This window comes from Companilactobacillus paralimentarius, assembly GCF_963227125.1.
GTDB classification, from domain to species: Bacteria; Bacillota; Bacilli; order Lactobacillales; family Lactobacillaceae; genus Companilactobacillus; species Companilactobacillus paralimentarius.
Map to the genome: position 1 here is coordinate 1,845,040 of NZ_OY724131.1, position 20,271 is coordinate 1,865,310.

Here is a 20,271-nt window from a genome sequence, read left to right on the forward strand (position 1 = left end):
ATAACGTATTATACTAACAATTAAACAATTTATTTAGTCCCTAAATAGATTTTATTAAAGAATTTTTATAAATAAGGAATTATCAATGAATAGATTAAAAAATTTCTTGAGTAGACGGTTAGGTTTTCTAACTCTTTTAGTCTTTACTCTCTGGCTCAAAACCATCATAGCTTATTATACCGATTTTTCCCTAGGCGCAACGGACCTGTTACAACATTCGATTCTAATCTTTAATCCCATCGCTACTTCCGTTATCCTACTAAGCATATCGCTATATGTTACACGTTCTCGAATCTCTTACATCGTTATGGGTGTGATATATGTTCTTGAATCAATTCTTCTTTATGGAAATGTGCTTTATTATCGTGAATTAAGCGACTTTTTATCCTTTAACACTATTACCAGTGCTTCTAAGGTATCTAAGGGACTTGGTGGCAGTGCTACCAGCCTAATTCAAGTACACGATATTTTCTATGTTTTAGATTTTATTATTATTGCTGTTTTGTTGTTCACTCACTTTATTAAAATTGATCCTCGTCCAATGAGAAAATTAACCGCTGTAGCAACAACCATGTTAGGTATTTTTCTTTTCTCACTCAATTTAACGGTTGCGGAAAGCAATCGTCCTCAATTGTTGGGTAGAACTTTTGATCGTTCTTATATTGTTAAGTATTTAGGCTTAAATACCTTTTTGGCTTACGATTCAATTAAAACAGTACAAAATAACCAAGTTCGTTCTGAGGCAGTTGGTACCGATATGGATGATGTCTTAGCCGATGTTCAAAAAAATTATGCTAAGCCAAATCAAGCTTACTTTGGTAAGGCTAAAGGTAAAAATATCATCATCATCCACTTGGAAAGTTTCCAACAATTTCTAATTAACGACAAAGTTAACGGTCAGGAAGTAACGCCGTTCTTAAACAGTCTCTATAACGATAAAAATACAATGTCGTTTGATAACTTCTATCACGAAGTTGGTCAAGGACGGACCAGTGATGCGGAAAACATGCTAGAAACTGGTCTCTTCGGATTACCAGAAGGATCACTTTTCACTAAACTTGGAAGTGACAACACCTTCCAAGCTGCCCCAGCTATTTTAGGACAAAAAGAAGGTTACACTAGTGCTGTTTTCCACGGGAATGTTGGTAGTTTTTGGAACCGTAATTCCGTTTATAAAAATATGGGTTATAATTATTTCTTTGATTCCAGTTACTTTAATAAAAGTGACGATTCAATGCTAGGATTCGGTATGAAGGATAAACTGATGCTTTCAGAAAGTGTGAAATATCTTGAACAACTTCAACAACCATTTTATGCCAAATTCATTACCGTCACTAACCATTACCCATTCCAATTAACTGATGAAGATAAAGATGATTTCACTCCTCCAGATACTGATAATAGTACTGTTAATGGTTACTTTGAAACGGCTCACTACTTAGATAATTCCTTAAAGGAATTTTTCAGTTACTTAAAGAGCAGTGGAATTTATGATAATTCAATGATTGTACTTTACGGTGATCACTATGGATTATCTGACAGTCAAAACACCGACTTAGCGCCCGTCTTAGGAATTGATTCCAAAGATTGGACCGACTTCAATGATTCACAGATGCAAAAAGTTCCTTTCATGATTCATATGAAGGGCCTCAAAGGTGGTATTAATCACACTTATGGTGGTGAAATCGATGTCTTGCCAACACTGCTTCACTTAGCAGGTATTAACACCAAGCAGTATGTTCAATTAGGAACTGATCTACTTTCAAAGCAGCATAATCCAATTGTAATTTTTCGAAATAAGAATTTTGTTACACCTCATTACACTGTTTTAAAGGGTAATAGTGATCAACCAGAAGTTTATCGAAATAAAACTGGCGAATTAGTTGATCTCAGTCAAAATCCGATTCTCAAGCAGAAGGTTAAAAAGTGGCAAGAATATGTTAACAACAAGCTTAAACTTTCAGATACTATTAACAATAAGAATCTTTTGAGATTCTATACGCCAACCGGATTCACACCAGTTAACCCTAAGAATTACGATTATCAAAACGAAATTCAAAGACTCGTTCAAACACGTAATGATTTAGGTCTAAAATCAACTAGTGTTTACTCACAAAATAATAATAAATCGACAACTAGTCTATATACCACTGATGCGCCTGAACTAAACGGTGATCGTACTTATATTGATAGTTGGTCTAGTATCTTAAAAGAAGATTCTGAAAACAAGAGTAATAATTCTACTTCTACTAACAAGTAAAGTCAGCCTAGAGCTGGCTTTTTTTATTGCTTCAGATAAAGTATTATTATTTGGTGAACTAATTAAGTTATGAGGATAAAAATGAAAAAAATTAAATCCGTATTAAACACTAGATTAGGATTTATGACCTTCTTAATTCTTTGTCTATGGTTAAAAACCATCGTTACCTACTATCTTGATTTTTCCTTAGGTATCGAAAATCTTTTGCAACACTTCTTTTTAATTGTTAATCCATTTGCCACACTGGTTTTGTTGATGAGTGTCGCTCTCTATTTCAATAAGGGAATTTTATCTTATATTGCCATGGGCATTATTTATATTGCTGATTCAATTTTTATCTACAGCAATGTCTTGTACTTCCGCTCTTTTTCTGATTTTATCTCTTTCAATTCCATTACCGGCGTTGGTAAAGTTGCTAAAGGTTTGGGTACTACAACTTTAGGCGTTGTGCAGGCACGTGACGCTATTTATCTAATTGATATTGTTATTATTGCCTTCTTATTTATTTTTCATTTCATCAAAATTGACCGTCGTCCTTTCAGAAAATTGAATGCTGTAGCCACAACCTGTTTAGGTTTAATGCTATTTTCAGCCGATTTGGCGGGTTCTGAAGCTAATCGCCCTCAATTACTAGGAAGAACCTTTGATCACTCTTATATCGTTAAATATTTAGGAATAAACGCTTTCTTACCCTATGATTCAATTCGATCAGCTCAAAACGATCAAGTGCGCTCAACTGCCACTGAATCAGAGATGGATAAAATTCTTGATTATGTCCATCAAAATTATGCTGCACCTAACCCGGTTTACTTTGGTAAGGCTAATGGCAAAAATATTATCATTATTCATTTGGAAAGCTTTGAACAATTCTTAATTGGTTTAAAAGTTAATGGTCAAGAAGTTACTCCTTTCTTGAATAAGCTTTATCATGACAAAAATACCATTGCCTATGACAACTTTTTCAACGAAGTCGGTAGCGGTCGAACTAGTGATGCCGAAACAATGTTAGAATCTGGATTATTTGGTCTCCCTGCCGGTACTTCCGTCTTTACTAAATTGGGAACTGAAAACACCTTCCAAGCAGCACCAGCTATTCTTGCACAAAAGAAAGGCTATACTAGCGCTGTTTTCCACGGAAACGTAGGTAGTTTTTGGGATCGTAATTCCGTCTATAAGAATATGGGTTACAACTACTTCTTCGACAAAAGTTACTACGACACTAAAGATCCCGATACCGCTTCACTCAACACTTATGGTATTAAAGATAAATTGTTGCTGTCTGAAAGTGCTAAGTATCTTGAACAGATGCAACAACCTTTCTACACTAAATTTTTAACTGTTACTAATCATGTTCGTTACCAGTTTTCTGATGAAGATAATGGTGACTTTAAATCAACTGATCTGGACGATGATGAAATTAACCAATATTTCAAAACTGCTCATTATTTAGATAAATCAATTGAAGAGTTTTTCAATTACTTGAATGATACTGGACTATCTAAAAATAGTATGATTGTTCTCTATGGTGATCATTATGGTATCGATAAGAATCAAAAAGGTGAAAGTCAGCATAAGGAATTGGCTACTGGTCTCTTCGGCCAAGATCCTGATACTTGGAGTAAGTTCAATGAAACACAGTATCAACGTGTACCTTTTATGATTCACATGAATGGTCTCAAGGGTGGCATCAAACACACCTATGGTGGAGAAATTGATGTCCTACCAACAATTTTACATTTGGCGGGAGTTAACACGAGTCAATATGTTCAATTGGGAACAGATCTGTTATCGAAACAACACAGTTCCATTGTGGCCTTTCGAAATAAAAGTTTGATCACACCGAAATACACTGTCTATCCGAATGATTCTGGAAGTCCGACTGTTTATGAGAATAAAACCGGTCAAGAAATTCCTTTGAAGGATAATCCAAGATTAGCCATGCAGGCTGACAAATGGTTGGAAGATGTCAGTTTGAAATTAAAAGTTTCCGACAACGTTAATAATAAGAATCTTTTAAGATTCTACACACCTACAGGATTCACTCCAGTTAACCCAACTAACTACTCTTATCAAAATCAAGTTCAACAATTGGTTAAACGTCGTGATGAACTGGGTGTTAAATCAACTAGTATCTATTCTCGCAATGGCAACAAATCAACTACTAATTTGTATAATACTGATGCTTTGCAATTACAGGATGACCGTTCACCAATCGACAGTTGGTCATATTTAGGTAAAAAAGAGAAATGATCACACTAACTAATATGGTTGAAATATGCCGTCGTCCACAAAAAATCTGTAGGCCGCTGGAACATGGTGGACACGACTTGAAGCGTTCCAACACATTTTCAATTCTTGCGGAAGACGGAAATTTAAACACATTCGCACTTTAGGATAAGAACCAAAAAGAGTGTTCACATCAAACTGAAATATATCAGGTTTGATGTGAACACTCTTTTATTTTAAATCTAGGTATAATCTTTTAACTTTAACGATTACTGCCTTCTTTATTTTCATTTGGTTTATGTTCATAACCTTCGTCAAAGAGTGTCACGATAAAGGTTGTACCCTCGTTCTCTTTACTCTTAACTTCAATCTCTCCACCATGATTTTCAATCAATTGATGGACAATTGATAATCCTAAACCAGATTCTCCGTATTTACGGTTCTTTCGTGAAGGATCAGCTTTATAATAACGATCCCAAATATTCTTGACTTGATCTTCTGACATCCCTATTCCGGTATCAGAAACAGTAAAGACGGAGGCATGGCGCTCTTCTTCACGAGTTCCACTGACAAAAATCTTGCCATCATTAGTAAACTGAATAGCATTTTGAATAATATTGAACATGACTTGAACAAACCGATCGTAATCGGCGAAAGTCTTTAATTCACCATCATACTTCTTCAAAATCAATTCATCACCAGATCCAGCAGCCTTCTTATTCAATTGTGAAGTAATATCAGTCAAAGGTTTATTGGCATCAAAGACTCGCTTAGCCATAGTGATCTGGTTAGTCCTAATCTTTTCGTAATCCAAATTCTCATTAACCAATCTAATCAGACGTTTGGTTTCATTACGCATTAACTGAATACTTTGACCTTTAGACTCTTCCGGAATAGCATCATAGGCCAATCCCTCTAATAGTCCATTAATCGTCGTTAGCGGCGTTCTCATTTCATGCGATGCATCAGCCATGAATTCCTTCCGTCGTTGTTCTTGACGCTTAATTTCAGTATCTGAGGCTTCTAGAGACTTAACCATTTGGTTAAAGTCCTCTGCCAAATCATCTAACTCATCACGGCCCTTACTTTCAATATGAACCGAGAAATCGTTATTAGCAACTTTCTTGGTCGCACTACGTAAGCGGTTGATACGATTAACTTGATATCTAGACAATAAGAAACTCAAAATAATTGCCGCCAATAGCGAAATCAAAAGTGCGAAGTATAGACGACTATTGATCTCACCAATATTAGTCTGCAATTCTGAAACATCTGATCCTGCCCAAACAGCCGCAATCAGCTTCCCATTTTGAAACCACGGCGTCAGGACATAAACATAACTTCGATTATCGTCCTTTCGCAGTCGGGGATTGCCTTCAGTATCCTGTAATTTTTGCACATTTCGGATTGTTTTACCTTGTTTAAGCTTCTTCCAGTAAGAGTCTTTCAAATGTAATTTTACATTAGTTGGTGGTGTTGGATAGACTTGGTCGTTGTTATAGTCAAAAATAGCAAATTGCACATTTCTCTCTGACAAAACTTGTTCAACCGTTCGAATATTGTCACCAGTAATATTATGAATCTGCCCCGTTTTAGGGTCAGTCTTCAAAGCAATCTTCTCCAGATTACCAGCGTAGCTTTCCAGACTCTTATAGGTCCGATTATATTCCCAGCTAGTTGAGGCACTCGTAACCGAATATAAAATGATCCCCAAGGTCGTTAAGATAACAATCAAAAAGCTCAGCATATTTTGGTAAATTAATTTCATTATGCCTCAGCCCTTGCAGTAGTATCATCAAATTTGTAGCCCACGCCCCAAACTGTTTCAATAACTTGTGGACCTACTTTTTCAATTTTTTGACGTAATTTTTTGATATGGGCATCGACTGTTCTTTCTTCTCCAAAATAGTCGTAATCCCAAACTAATTCTAGTAATTGTTCACGTGAGAAGACTTGCTTAGGCTTGCTAGCTAGAGTCTTCAATAAGTCAAATTCCTTTGGTGTCAAATCGGGAATTTCCTTATCATTCAAATAAGCTTCACGCGTGCTGGAGTTGAGCTTAAAGAAACCAGTATTGATGTCGAACCCATCTTCTGCTTCTTCCACCGTTGCATTGACATTTTTGCTCTCAGCTAATTTTTCAGCCATATTTTCGTCACGTCTGTGAATAGCCTTCATACGAGCAATCAAAGTGATAGGACTGAATGGTTTTGTAACATAATCGTCAGCACCAAATTCTAGTCCCAATACTTGATCACTTTCAGTATCGCGAGCAGTTAACATAATAATTGGTACAGTTTTAGATACTTTACGAATTTCTTTAGCAACTTCCATTCCGTCTTTTCCCGGAAGATTCAAGTCTAGGGTGATCATATCCCAATCGTTAGGACTGGCGTTGAACATATCAACAGCTTCGTTACCATCATATGCAAAACTGGCATCCCACTTCTCTTTTTGGAAGAACATCCCCATCATCTCTGAAACAGATTTATTATCCTCAATCATTAATATTTTCATTAATATCACTCCATTATTTCTTGTAAAATTGTTAATATATTGTAAGTATACAAAATTTATTTAGGTTGGTGATCTTTTGCAAACAAATTATAAAGGAACTGTTTTCTTCGATCTCGACGGTACACTTCTAAACGCCCATTCAAAAATTGATGCAGACGTTGCACAAGCTACACGCGAACTCAAAGAAAATGGCTATTTACCAGTCGTTAATACTGGACGTGCTCCAATTGAAATTAATCCAGTACTTGACTCAACTGATATTGATACATATATTACCTTGGATGGCGCTTATGTCCAATCTCAAGGCAAAGTAGTTTACGAAAACAATATTAAACCAGACTTAATCGAAAAGCTGCTTAAACAGGCTGGAAAGTTTGGCGATACTGTCAGTGTACATTCAGCCGATCAATCATACCTTAACGCAGTTAATCTCTTCGTTGAAGGCTTTTACAAAAGTGTTCATTTGGAATTACCTGAAATCGACCCTGATTTTTACAAATCCAACAAAATCCCAATGATTGTTATCGTTACTGAAGGCGATGGCTCTAACTATCAAAAAGTCTTTGACGATCTTACTTTTTATAAGACTGGTCCTAGATCAGTTGATGTCGTCAACAAGGGTGTTTCTAAGATGAGTGGTATCAAGCATCTATTAAAAGAACTAGATCTTGAAGATAAGCCAACTTATGCTTTTGGTGATGGTAATAATGATCTACCAATGTTAGAATTTGCCGATTACAGTGTTGCAATGGGTAACGGTTTAGATTCAGTCAAAGCCATTGCTTCTTATGTTACCACTGAAAACGTTAATGGTGGTATCGTTAATGGTTTGAAACATTACAATTTAATTTAAAACAAAAAGAGGGTGATACTAACGTATCATCCCCTTTTTCACTTTTAAGCCAAAACAACAACTTTTCCCATCATATGTCCTGCTTCTACTAATTCTGTAGCAGCCTTAATATTATCAACATTTAAGCCATGGAAAACTTTAGTTACAGTCGATTTGATCATGCCACTATCCAATCCTTGTGCTAGTTTCTCTAAGTAAGCTCCCTGATCAGACATCGAAGCCAACTTGAACTTGGCCTTGGTAAACATCCATTCCCAAGCAAAGTCGACTGACTTTGACTTCAAATCACTTATCTGTGACTCACGCAAATTAGTGATTGTTGCAAAAGTGCCAAATGGCTTAATCAATTCTACGATTTCTTGCCAATGTGGGTCGTTGTCACTTAATCCAACAATGTAATCAACATTCTTAATTCCTAAATCGTGCACTTGCTTAATTAAATCATGATGATGGTTAACTACTAAATCAGCTCCCAAATCTTTAACCCATTTTACTTTTTCCGATGTTGAGGCTGTGGCAATGACTTTTAAGCCAGCCAAATGAGCTAATTGGGTAGCAATAGAACCGACACCACCAGCTCCGTTGATAATTAGGATTGTCTTATCACGATTATCAATAGCTGGATTGACATGTAATTTTTCAAATAATAATTCACTTGCTGTCAAAGTTACTAATGGCATGGCAACACTTTTTTCAATCGAGGCCTGTACAGGTGCATGGGCTACAATTCTCTCATCAATCAATTCATACTCTTGGTAAGAACCGTAACGAGTGTAATCACCTGCAAAGAAAACCTTATCCCCTACTTGGAAATTCTTAACAGATTCACCAATTTCTTCAACAATACCGTATCCATCGTATCCTAAAATTTTAGGATTCTTTAATTCAGTATTGATACCCTTACGTGTAGCAATATCAACTGGATTAACTGAAATACCTTCAATCTTAACCAGTAGATCTCTTCCAGTAGGTACTTCTTTGGTTTTATCAAATTCTAAAAAGCTGTCTAACTTATTATTAGTTACTCCAAATGCCTTCATAATCTAACCTTCTTTTTTATAGGTCCATTTTACAATAATGAAAAAATTAATTGAACCTTTGACCCCCTCATGACACAAAAAAAAAAAACATCTATCAGGTTCCGCAATATACGTTAATCCTGAATAGATGCTGTTTTAAATTATTTCGACAGTAGCACTAGTAATTCCGTATGAAGGAATCATACTATTTGGCATAGCCATATCGATTTGATAAGGATTATCATAAGCAAATGTTCCAGTATCATTAACAGTTCGATAGAAAACATCTCCTTGAGCTGTAGTGATTTTCAAGCTTGATCCACGCGGAATAACACTTAAATTCGTAGCAACTCCTGAATAACCCATATCCGATCCTAGAACTGCGGGATCGTAAAAACTAATTTTAAAAGTACCAACACTTTTACCAGCTGCCTGCATTTCCACAGGTGGCTCTGAAGCAGCTTGTGTAATAGCTTGTTGTGACTCTTCAACTTGTTCTGGTTGTGATTCTTGGACTGGTGCGTGATCAACATCCTGTTGCTTTTGCTTTGCTTGAGCTTGTGATGCAATCTCGTCCATATTTACATTTGGATCTTTTTCACTATTTTCGATTCCAGGCATAAACTCCTTATTACCCGACAATATAATTTTTTTATTCAGTTTATTGGCATTTTCATCGACCTTTTGGTTTGTTTCCAAATTAGTCAATGTTTTTCTAAAATCCGTTGCATTACTTGTTTGGTCTACTGATGCATCTGCAGCATAAGCAACTGTATATCCCATACCCCCAGTAACGATCAAACTAATGATAAGTAGTGCTTCTAATTTAATTTGCTTTAACAACTAATCTCTCCCCGGTTTTTCGTTTACCAGAGGAAACTATACAAGACGAATATTGCAATCATATTACAAGCAGAATAAAAAAAATCAGTTTGAAGCTATTTTTGTAATGTTTCTGTAATCAAACTCATATTATTGTAATTAATATAATGCATTTTGCATAGTTATACAATTGTCGACAAATTGTAAACATCTTCTCAATCTTTTTGCAATCGTTTTCCTTCGAAAAAAATATTTTTGTTTGCGAGAACAAATATTTGTTGATTATTCTTTTTTATGATAATTTAAAAACATCAAAGGTTACGGAGGAATTTCATATGTCAGAAAAAATCGCTGTTTTAGTGGGAAGTTTACGTAAAGGATCATATTCAAAGCAAATTGCTAAGAATCTTGCTAAGCTTTTCCCTAGTCAATATGAACCAGAATTTATCGAAATTGGCAATTTACCACTATATAATGAAGATATTGATACACCTGAATCAGTTCCAGCAGAATATACTGAATTCAGAAATAAAATTAAAGATGTTAAAGGTGTTTTATTTGTAACACCAGAATACAACCGTTCTGTTCCTGCTGCATTAAAGAATGCTCTTGATGTTGGTTCAAGACCATATGGTCAAAGTGCTTGGGATATGAAACCAGCTGCTATTGTCAGCGTTTCACCTGGTGCTATCAGTGGATTTGGTGCCAACCATCATCTACGTCAATCATTAGTATTCTTGAACATGCCAGTTCTTCAACAACCAGAAGCATACATTGGTAATGTGACAAATATTCTTGATGAAAACGGCAATGTTGCTGAAGGAACTGTTGGATTTTTACAAAGTATTGTTGATGCTTATGTTGACCTATTAAACAGATATTAATATAATGTTATAATATTACTTTCGGTACGTAATCAGTCTATTGCAAACAGTTTATCACGTATCAAAAAAGAATAAGGGTGTAGAAGTCAAATTTGATTTCTACGCCCTTATTCTTTTTTGCTTTTACTCAAGTTTTAGTTGCAACTAAATACCAACTAATGTAATTGAAATATACCGTCGTCCGCAAAAAATCTGTGGACACAACTTGGAGTTAAATTTTCTTGTTACGGAGACTGGCAGTTTTAACTAAACTTCAATTTCAAAACTGTTCTTAAAATGTTGATTGCAGATTTTTGTAAATCACCTAAGTACAAAGTGTTGTTATCTTTCCACTTCCCGGTCAATAAGACATGATCATCATCAACAATTTGAGCTTCTCCTGTGTAGACCCAGGTTTGAATCTGTTTGTTCAAATTGGAATTACTATCAACTCTAACTTTCACCAACACTTCACCATCAGGATCAAGTACGAAATCATTCCACATTTCCGTTCGTTTAATGCCTTTAGTCTTGATATCAAGTTCTTGTTTAATCTTAATATTACCCTGATCGTCAAACTCTGGTCCAAAGTCACTAGCTGCACAAAGTAAATCCTCTTTAGAATTTCCAGGCATAATCAGATCATTTCCGGCATGCATACTTTCTTTAGGGTCGGCAGAACTGAACCAATCAGTCATTACTAAACCTTTGAAATGCCATTCATCACGTAAAATATTCGTTAATAGTTCAAAATTAGCACCTGAGAATGTTCCATTAACTTGGTTGTACGAAGTCATCATTGCTACTGGTTGTCCTGACTTCACAGCAATTTCAAAATTACGTAAATAAATTTCACGTAAAGCTTGTTCGCCAATCAAACTATCTCCAGAATTACGGAAACTCTCTTGGTTATTGCCAATAAAGTGCTTCAAGGTTACCCCAATTGTATGGTGATCTTGTACTCCCCTAGTTTCTGATGCAGCAATCGTTCCAGAAAGATATGGATCTTCGGCAAAGTACTCAAAATTACGTCCACCAAGCGGATCCCGGTGAATATTCATTCCTGGAGCCAACCATAAATCAACTCCAAATTCGACCATTTCCCGACCAATAGAAAATCCAACTTTTTTAACTAAACTCTTATTCCAAGTTTGAGCTAACGCCGTTCCAATAGGCCATGCGGTTGCATAATGTGTGACTGTCTGGCCATTTCTTTCAAAAACCGGTTCTACTCTGATTCCTGCAGGACCATCAGCCATAACTAGGGCGGGAACACCTTTATGATCGATCATCCCCGTTTGTCCAGCAGCACCTGGTAAGATATCTGATGAGATACCGACTACACTATTCTCTTTAGTTGAAAGTTGACCTTCAACTAAATCAACTAACTGTTTAGTAGATAAACTAGCCACAAATTCGGCCAACTCAACATCACCATTATTAACGTCATCAAGCGTTTTTCCAGCTGCATTACGAACTTCTTCTACAACCTCATCTAATCCTTTGCCAGGTAACGGATTTTCGTCATTAATGAAAGTAGTAACATCCGTCTTCTCTTGGTACTGAACAAACTCAGTCTCTGGGAAATTGGCAGCTTTCAAAATAAAGCGTGGTACATCGGTCACATTTTCTAATTCAACTTTGTTCTCTGTGAAAACAGTTGGATCAGTCTCTGGCTTCATCAGTGGATTAACTTTTTTCAAAATAACTTTCTCATCAAGTTTGAATGAGGCAACAACTTTCGTATTACGAGAACTGTTCCCTACCCGCAAAAGATATGTTCCTGGTAATAAGACATAAGCTCCTAACTCATCATCAAAAACACTCAAATTACTCGTATCAATTTCAAAATCAAGCTTCTGTTGTGCATTAGGGCGTAATACAGCAGTCTTCTCATAGCCAATCAAATCTTGATAAGGTGTAGGAATCCCTGTCTGTGGTTTAGAAACATATACTTGAACAACCTCACGTCCAGAATACTTATTGCCAATATTTTCCACATTAATACTTAATTTAATCTTTTTCTCATTAATATTTATTTTCTGTGCTTTTAAATAGAAATCAGCGTAACTCAAACCGTAACCAAATTCATATCTTGGTTTGACGTTAAAACTATCAAAGTAACGATAACCAACGTAAATTCCCTCAACATACTTAGGATTTTCCATTCCAAAATTCTCTGAAGTTGGATAATCATCATATGAATAAGCCCAAGTATCCGTCAATTTACCAGAAGGCGTAGTTGTACCGTCAATAATATCAGCGACTGCATCTCCTGTCGTCATTCCTAGTTGAGACACGAGGACAATACTATCTAACAAAGGACATTCATTAATAAAACTAGTATCAATTACCCCACCGATATTCAATAACAAAATACTATTAGTGTAATATTCACTCATCCGTTTAATATTTGAAAGTTCATTGTCAGTTAATTTAAAATCGCCAGTCTCATTCTTACGATCATAATTTTCACCAGAACTTCTTGAAATAACATAAATTCCAGTTAAACTATCTTCAAAATCTCCTACTTCGGGATCATTAAACTTAAAAGCTGGAGCTAACAGAGCTAAAGGATCATCCTTTAACTTTTCATCATGTAATTGTTTTTCTTTTTGATAGTAACGATTTAGACGGTTCAACCAAGCCTTAGTAGTAACAGTAAATCCATGGCTCTCTAACCCATCCAAAATACTAACCATATTTCGTTGATTAACGTCACCAGAACCAGTACCACCCTTGACAGTGGCAAAAGCTCCACTTCCATACAAAGCTACTGTTTTATTTTTAATTGGTAAAGTAGCATTACGATTTTGTAGTAAAACAATACCTTCCTCAGCAGCCTGTTTAGCTAATTCTTTATTTTCTAATTCTCTTTGTGAAATAACGTTTTCCATCGCGACATTCTCCTTTGGTGGAAATGTAATTACCTTAATTTTACACTTTTAAATAATTGATTAAAAAGTAATTTCATAATCATTATATGTATTCTTTCAAATGGTAGATTGTAAGATTAAATAGAATTCTACCCAGACGAAAAATTTGGATAGAAAAAGGGCAATGGACCCGGTATTGTTTTAAGTGACAAAACTATAAACAATAGGAGTCCATTACCCATGAGTCACATTTTAACATTATCGGATAGAACTGTCATCCAAACGCTGCTTAAGGTTGGTTACTCACAAAAACAAATTGCTGAAGAAGTTGGTGTAGTTCCTTCAACCATCAACTATGAACTAAAGCGCTGTCCTAAGGGATACTATGACGCTGATCAAGCTCAGGAAGACTGCGAAAAGAAGCTAACTCACCGGGGGCGGAAAACTCTTCTAACAGAGAATTTAAGAGAATTCGTCCGTGGGATCATTCTCGAACAGCGGTGGAGTTTTGAAGTCATCGCGCATATTCTCCAAATGCCATTCAAAACCCTCTATAACTGGCTGGACAAGGGCTGGTTGGACATCAAACGCGAGGTCCTTCCAGACCACGGTGTGCGGTACCGAAAGAGCCACGACGGTCGTGGTCAGTACACACGTGGGGCGAAGTTTATCAACCAACGCCCGGACGAGGCTAACCTGCGTCAAGAGATTGGTCATTTTGAAGTCGATACCATCCTATCAGGAAAAACCAGGGGCGAGGTCCTAGCTACCTTTACTGATCGTAAGTCCCGACTAATGATTATTCGTCGTTTACCGGGACGTGATAGTAAAGCTATGACTAAGGCAATCCTAGAGCTTAACGAGGAGTTGCGCGGCTTGGTCAAGTCAATCACCAGTGATCACGGTAAGGAATTCGCAGGCTTCAATTTCCTTGAAGCCTGCGGAATTGCCCATTATTTTGCCCACCCGTATGCGCCACATGAACGCGGAACCAACGAACGGTTGAACCGCGAGATTCGGCTACACATTCCAAAGAACCAGCCAATTGAGAGCGTTACGGATGAAGAGCTGACTATGATCTCAAAGTACTTAAACTGGCGTCCCCGGAAATGTTTAGGGTGGAAAACGCCACTCCAAGTCTTCTTTGATGACTTGTCCGAAAAATTCGATTAATTGTTGCAATCTACCAAATAAAAACATTATTAGTATAATTGAAGCACAAAAAAGGCCAGACACTAACAATGTCTGACCTTGAGTAACATATAGTTTTTTAATATATTCAGGCGATGACATTCAGATTTTTGGGACTAAAGATTGCCGCCTTCGGTCTTTTTTATGTCATCTTTTATAAACAAATAATAGCGCAAAATTTAAATTAAAGGTAACTGAATTTTATTTTAATTCTTACTTTAGTTTAATTAGAACATGAATGTGCTTAAATTCCCGTCTTCCACAAAAAAATCTATGGGCCACTGAGGACCTACAATTTTTACTATCGACTATGTTCTTGATTCTAATATTAGCGAGTAAAAACGCAGCATCTTGAAATCTTTAATTCCACATAATCCAAATGAAAATTCTAAACCAAAAGAACAGTTCACTAGTCTGGAACAAAAGACGGCAATAAAAACACATCCCACCTATTTATTTTTTAAAGAAAAATCGTCTCAAAACATATTTATGAATAACAAACATAAGAAAAATCACAACAACACCAATGATTATTTCACTAACTATAAAATTACTTCCTAATACACCCTGTAAAAATCTAAGCAATGGATCATTCAACCCAATAATCAATAAAATAATAATTATTATATCCAATGTATAAATATTCATGACAACCCCCTGATAAGAAAATATTATCATACTCATAATCATGTATAATATAGTAAGAAAAAATTTTGAGGTGAAATTATGCTTAAAGATAAACATATTGCAATTTATGTTACAGGTGGTATTGCAGCTTATAAATCATTGAACATTGTACGTGCATTGATTAAACAAGATGCCCAGGTTCAAGTTATCATGACTAAATCAGCACAAGAATTCGTTACACCACTAACCTTCGCTACCTTGAGTCAAAGACCTGTTATCACCGATAATTTCAAACCCCAAACCGCTACTGATGACTTTATTCCTCATATTAAATTAGCACTATGGACCGATTTAGCTGTGGTTGTTCCCGCAACTGCCAACATTATTGGGAAAATGGCTAATGGTTTAGCTGACGATATCGTTTCTACCAGTTTGCTAGCAACTAAGGCACCGAAATTGATTTTTCCGGCCATGAATACTGATATGTATGAAAATCCTGCCGTTGAGCATAATTTACAAATCTTAAAACAAATGGGGGTTCAAATAATTGAACCCGAAACAGGCTTTTTGGCTGAAGGAATGACTGGCAAAGGACGCTTGCCTGAACTTGATGTCATAGTCGAAGCACTTCAAGAACAGTTTGCTGAGAAAAAACTGAAAGGTGTTAAAGTTGTTGTAACTGCTGGCGGAACTAAGGAAGTTATCGATCCAGTCAGATTTATCGGCAATCGTTCGTCCGGTAAAATGGGCTTTGCGATGGCTAAAATTGCCCGCGATTTAGGAGCTGAAGTAACCTTAATTACCACTGTGGCAGCACCATTTGGTGGTATGAATATTATCCAAATACAGACTGCTGACGAAATGATGAAACAATTAAAGGATATTTTCCCTACTACCGACGTTTTAATCATGGCTGCCGCTGTGGCTGATTTCAAACCAGTTCATGTTGCTGATCAAAAAATCAAAAAGAATGATGATGAAGATATTTTCACTATCAAATTAACTAAGAATCCTGATATTTTACAAGCTATCGCCGCTACTAAAACTAAGCATCAATTTGTCGTTGGCTTTGCCGCTGAAACTCAAAATCTTTTAGAAAATGCTGAAAAGAAGTTATCTAAGAAGAATGCTGATGTTATCTTAGCTAATAATGTTGCTCAAGTTGGTGCTGGTTTTAACGTTGATACCAATAAAGTTACCCTTCTACAAAAAGGACAAAAGCCTCTAGTTTGGCCATTAATGTCTAAAGAAGATGTAGCCAGAAAATTCTGGAAATTCTATTTAGATAAGTAAAACAAAATACCCTCTAGAACTAGGTAATTTACCTAATTTTGGAGGGTATTATTTTATTGTGGACTTTCCGAATCACTGTAGTAAACAGGTGCTGGCGCATCAAAATCAGTTTGTTGCAACCAAGTACTAATTTGATCACCTAAATTCTGTGACATCTGACTGGAAACCATGATTTGTTTCTTTGAAATATGATTAATGTGAACTCCCGCACTGATAGTGCAACTTCCTGGTAGATAAGGTTGAATAATTTTTCCAACACGTATGGCTAGAACATCATCCTTATGAAATCTACTGTCGTGACTGGGATATCGTATCGTCTGCATATCAATATTTTTCGTTAGAGTCGTGATGGTTCCAATATGAGGATTATCTCCACCCGTTATAGCGATAAATAGATCTTTACCAATGATAGTAATATCAGCTGTCATGGTGTAATTTTCTTTGGTAACTGAGAATTTCATTAAATTCCCTCCCAACGTCCGCCAATTTCGTTGTCAATTCTTAAGGCATCTAATTCTTTCATTGTTTGATGATCAACTAAATCTTGAATAGTTTCAGGATGATTATAAAATGCCGGAATTGGTGGAATCATTTGTACACCCATTTTCGATAACTTTGTCATGTTTTCTAAATGTATCGTATTTAAAGGTGTTTCTCTTGGTACCATAATCAACTTACGTTGTTCTTTCAGTGTGACATCAGCTGCTCGTGAAATTAAATTGTCACCGATACCTACTGCAATACTAGCGACTGTCTTCATACTGGCGGGAACGATTACCATTCCATCGGTTAAGAATGAACCACTAGCAATAGTAGCACCCAGATCGTTATCACTGTAAAAATAATCGGCCAATTCTTTAATGTCAGCTAAAGACATCTCTGTTTCTAGCTGCAAATTTTTCTTAGCCCAAGCACTGAAAACAACATGTGTTTCAACATTCTCAATTGCCTGCAACTTTTTCATCAAGTCAATTGCATAAATTGTACCTGAAGCACCAGTGACACCGATGACGATTCTTCTTTTACGAGCCATCTTCACACTTCCTTATTTCAAATATTTTTGCCAGTCATCAACTTCTTTAAACTGTGCACGGATAAATTGATCTTTCATATCAAATGGTACAGTCCCATCAATGATTGTTTTCGAACTCATTCCACGGAAACGAATTGATTTAGGATCATACTGTGGTCTTTCAGATGGATCTAGCGGATGGCTTCTCATACCAGACAGAACCATAATATCCTTGTCACCTTGGAATCTCGTATTCATTGTCCAAACGACATCATTCATATCAAAAATATCGACATCATCATCAACTAAGAAGACTGTTTTTAATTCTTTAAAGGCTGACAGAGCCAAAATGGCGGCTTGCCTTTGAATTCCTTCATCAGCTTCATTATCTTTGTGAATTTGCATGATAGTCATCAACTTACCACCACCTGCTGGAGGATTATAAACGTTAACAACTTTTCCAGGAATGGCTTTGTCAACAAGTTCTAGAATACTTGCTTCAGTAGGAATTCCTGCCATAGAAACATGTTCTTCACTAGGGCCAATTGTCGTCTGCATGATTGGATTATCTTTTCTGTGAGTAATAGCCTTCACTTTAACCACATTAACGGCTGGATTAGCATCACCGTTATACCCAGGAAATTCAGGCATAGCCTTACCAGTGTGGGTATTGATATCTTCTTGCATAGTTTGGTTAGGCATAATTTCAGCCTCAACTACATATTCAGCACGAGCAATCGCTTTTTCATCAATTGTTTTGGCATTAACAAGTTGAACCGCTTGATTACGCAAAGCACCAGCAATATTCAATTCATCATAACCAAGTGGAGTTGTAGGTGGCTCAAAAGTTGCCCCAATGGTAATAGCTGGGTCCAAACCAATATTAATTGTAATAGGCATAGGTTTATTTAATTTTTCAAATTGTTTCTGGAAGTGTCCAATATGACGACCACCAGGCATGATATACATACCAATTGTATCTTTGTCTTCCAAGACCATTCGGTGAATCGTAACGTCTGTCATAGTCTTATCGGGATCTGAACCCAAAACTAATCCCATAGTAATGTATGGACCAGCATCATATTCAGTATTAGTTGGAGCTGGCAAAATTTTTCTGATATCGAAATCTTTGTCAGTAGCCTTATGAACAACTTCTTGTACAGGAGCTTTGTCAGAATCCATCATTACTGGAGCAATAGGATGTTCCACTGAATCCTTTAAAAGACGTCCCAGAGTCTTATAGTCATGATGCAAAATCATCCCATCACGCTTACGACTTGCCATCGCACCGATGAATACTCTTGTTCCAGGAAATCCTTTGACATTGTTGAACATCATTGCTGGACCCTCTTGAGTAGGACGTTTAACCGTTCCACCAGCACCGATATAACGGTAAACTCCAGAAAGTTCTGCATCCGGATCAACCTCAACATCAGTTTCATGGTATTGACCAGGTTCCTTCTTTAATTCATCAATAACTCTTCTTAAATCATATGGTTGTTCTGACATTTAATTGCCTCCTCTTTGTCTTAACAGTGATTATTATAGGAAGGATATTAAGTGCGAACAATTCATGTTAATTAAAAAAGCATTCCATAATGGAATGCTTTTTGAAAACTTCACGGATCAATAATATCGACAATCTTATTTTTCATTTTCTATCAACACTTTCATACATGGGGGTGTATATATAATTAATGCCGCCAAAAACATTATTAATCCCAATACAATTATTAGTGGCCTTAGCCCCGCTAACTTTAATAAAAACGGACTTGTGATTCCGGCTATCGGATTGGCAACTGAAAAGATTGTCAATACTGCTCCTACGGTTTTTCCTATATCGGATTTAGAAGCAGACATCTGTACAGCTGAAAAATAAATTATTGCTGTTATGCTATTAAAAAAGCCATATAAGAACCATATAACTCCCACTAAAATCACATTAATGATATTTACAAAGGGTACTAATGAAAGTAAGCCCAACAGAAGTAAAGAGAGTGCCTGTCCGGCAAGATATACCGGATAAAAATGTAATTTACCAATTCTTTTTCCTAACTTTGTCAGAACGACCGTTCCAAGAATTCCTCCAATTGTTACACCTATATCCATGAAATTGTACGTAAACGAATACTTACCATATATATCAACACTAAATTTAGGCATTAAAAGCCAGATAGTCCAATAGCAAAAATTGGTTACCAAAGCAATTGGTATCATTATACTTACCAAATGATTTTTATATATAAGAGATATCCCTTCTTTTATTTTTAATCTTAGTTGAAATGATGATGTATCACTATGTATTTGCGGTTTATCGTCAGCCTTTATTCTCGAAAGAGAAACAAAAGAAATAATGACAGATATCATAACAAAGATTAAAGAATATTTTGGATCTTTCATCATAACCATAATTACTGAAAAGCCAGACGATACAATTGATGACACTTGCGAAGCTAAAGAAACCCATGAATTTGCGGATACAATATCTTCATCCTTTTGTATAAAAGTTGGTGCAATAGACTCAGTCAGTGGCATATAAACGGTATTCAAACAGGCATTTAATATTACAATGGCTATAACAATATAAATGTTACTTCCACCTATCGCCAGTATAGTTAACGCAATTATTAATGTAATTATTCTTATAAAAGCAATTATCCTTAGCAGTTTTAACTTACTTGATCGATCAACAATAGATCCCCCCTATCATCG

At 36.1% G+C, this 20,271-nt stretch carries 16 protein-coding genes; 6 read left to right on the forward strand and 10 right to left on the reverse strand.

The genetic code is table 11. The annotated features are described in order from the left end of the window. Positions 1–85 precede the first annotated feature (85 nt). Together ACI6PB_RS08955 and ACI6PB_RS08960 are read left to right on the forward strand one after the other, a co-directional pair. Complete coding sequence (locus tag ACI6PB_RS08955; RefSeq protein WP_404327324.1) at positions 86–2,260, forward strand: LTA synthase family protein; 2,175 nt, start codon at positions 86–88, stop codon at positions 2,258–2,260. Positions 2,261–2,341: 81 nt separating this feature from the next. Continuing rightward, entirely contained in the window at positions 2,342–4,510 is a 2,169-nt protein-coding gene (locus ACI6PB_RS08960; protein WP_404327325.1) for an LTA synthase family protein, read from the forward strand. Positions 4,511–4,748: 238 nt separating this feature from the next. Here the strand turns inward: ACI6PB_RS08960 and ACI6PB_RS08965 are convergent, their stop codons facing one another. Continuing rightward, positions 4,749–6,254 (reverse strand): HAMP domain-containing sensor histidine kinase, encoded by a 1,506-nt coding sequence (locus ACI6PB_RS08965; protein ID WP_025086013.1) that lies wholly within the window; start codon positions 6,252–6,254, stop codon positions 4,749–4,751. Next, a complete protein-coding gene (locus tag ACI6PB_RS08970; protein ID WP_309510789.1) occupies positions 6,254–7,003 on the reverse strand; it encodes a response regulator transcription factor in 750 nt (249 codons plus the stop codon). The genes ACI6PB_RS08965 and ACI6PB_RS08970 overlap by 1 nt, the downstream gene beginning before the upstream one ends. Positions 7,004–7,079: 76 nt before the next feature. Here ACI6PB_RS08970 and ACI6PB_RS08975 point away from each other — a divergent pair, with 76 nt between their 5' ends. Continuing rightward, entirely contained in the window at positions 7,080–7,856 is a 777-nt protein-coding gene (locus ACI6PB_RS08975) for a Cof-type HAD-IIB family hydrolase (protein ID WP_404327326.1), read from the forward strand. 44 nt (positions 7,857–7,900) lie between these two features. On the opposite strand, the gene ACI6PB_RS08980 is transcribed toward ACI6PB_RS08975, so the two are convergent. Next, positions 7,901–8,896: a zinc-binding alcohol dehydrogenase family protein gene (locus ACI6PB_RS08980; protein WP_404327327.1), complete on the reverse strand. Its 996-nt coding sequence runs from the start codon at positions 8,894–8,896 to the stop codon at positions 7,901–7,903. Positions 8,897–9,031: 135 nt separating this feature from the next. Beyond that, entirely contained in the window at positions 9,032–9,718 is a 687-nt protein-coding gene (locus ACI6PB_RS08985; protein WP_051564294.1) for a hypothetical protein, read from the reverse strand. 314 nt (positions 9,719–10,032) lie between these two features. Here ACI6PB_RS08985 and ACI6PB_RS08990 point away from each other — a divergent pair, with 314 nt between their 5' ends. Continuing rightward, entirely contained in the window at positions 10,033–10,581 is a 549-nt protein-coding gene (locus ACI6PB_RS08990; protein WP_025086008.1) for an NADPH-dependent FMN reductase, read from the forward strand. Between the two features lie 242 nt (positions 10,582–10,823). Here the strand turns inward: ACI6PB_RS08990 and ACI6PB_RS08995 are convergent, their stop codons facing one another. Then, entirely contained in the window at positions 10,824–13,457 is a 2,634-nt protein-coding gene (locus tag ACI6PB_RS08995; RefSeq protein WP_309510786.1) for a glycoside hydrolase family 3 N-terminal domain-containing protein, read from the reverse strand. Between the two features lie 219 nt (positions 13,458–13,676). On the opposite strand from ACI6PB_RS08995, the gene ACI6PB_RS09000 reads away from it, so the two are divergent. Continuing rightward, positions 13,677–14,609 (forward strand): IS30 family transposase, encoded by a 933-nt coding sequence (locus ACI6PB_RS09000; RefSeq protein WP_404327328.1) that lies wholly within the window; start codon positions 13,677–13,679, stop codon positions 14,607–14,609. A gap of 471 nt (positions 14,610–15,080) precedes the next feature. Here ACI6PB_RS09000 and ACI6PB_RS09005 read toward each other — a convergent pair whose 3' ends face one another. Next, positions 15,081–15,275: a hypothetical protein gene (locus ACI6PB_RS09005; protein ID WP_056955871.1), complete on the reverse strand. Its 195-nt coding sequence runs from the start codon at positions 15,273–15,275 to the stop codon at positions 15,081–15,083. Positions 15,276–15,353: 78 nt separating this feature from the next. On the opposite strand from ACI6PB_RS09005, the gene coaBC reads away from it, so the two are divergent. Further along, positions 15,354–16,547, forward strand: coding sequence for a bifunctional phosphopantothenoylcysteine decarboxylase/phosphopantothenate--cysteine ligase CoaBC (coaBC, locus tag ACI6PB_RS09010; RefSeq protein ID WP_309510785.1), 1,194 nt, complete (start codon positions 15,354–15,356; stop codon positions 16,545–16,547). Positions 16,548–16,600: 53 nt separating this feature from the next. Here the strand turns inward: coaBC and ACI6PB_RS09015 are convergent, their stop codons facing one another. The 4 genes from ACI6PB_RS09015 to ACI6PB_RS09030 all read right to left on the reverse strand — a co-directional run bounded on the left by ACI6PB_RS09015 (position 16,601) and on the right by ACI6PB_RS09030 (position 20,253). Further along, positions 16,601–17,008 (reverse strand): amino acid decarboxylase, encoded by a 408-nt coding sequence (locus ACI6PB_RS09015; protein ID WP_309510784.1) that lies wholly within the window; start codon positions 17,006–17,008, stop codon positions 16,601–16,603. Next, entirely contained in the window at positions 17,008–17,580 is a 573-nt protein-coding gene (locus tag ACI6PB_RS09020) for a UbiX family flavin prenyltransferase (protein WP_025086243.1), read from the reverse strand. Before ACI6PB_RS09020 ends, ACI6PB_RS09015 begins: the two co-directional genes overlap by 1 nt. A 12-nt stretch (positions 17,581–17,592) precedes the next feature. Then, positions 17,593–19,068 carry a UbiD family decarboxylase gene (locus ACI6PB_RS09025; RefSeq protein WP_404327329.1) on the reverse strand — a complete coding sequence of 492 codons (1,476 nt, stop codon included), beginning with the start codon at positions 19,066–19,068 and terminating at the stop codon, positions 17,593–17,595. A gap of 135 nt (positions 19,069–19,203) precedes the next feature. After that, positions 19,204–20,253 (reverse strand): MFS transporter, encoded by a 1,050-nt coding sequence (locus ACI6PB_RS09030; protein WP_152319199.1) that lies wholly within the window; start codon positions 20,251–20,253, stop codon positions 19,204–19,206. Positions 20,254–20,271: the final 18 nt, after the last annotated feature.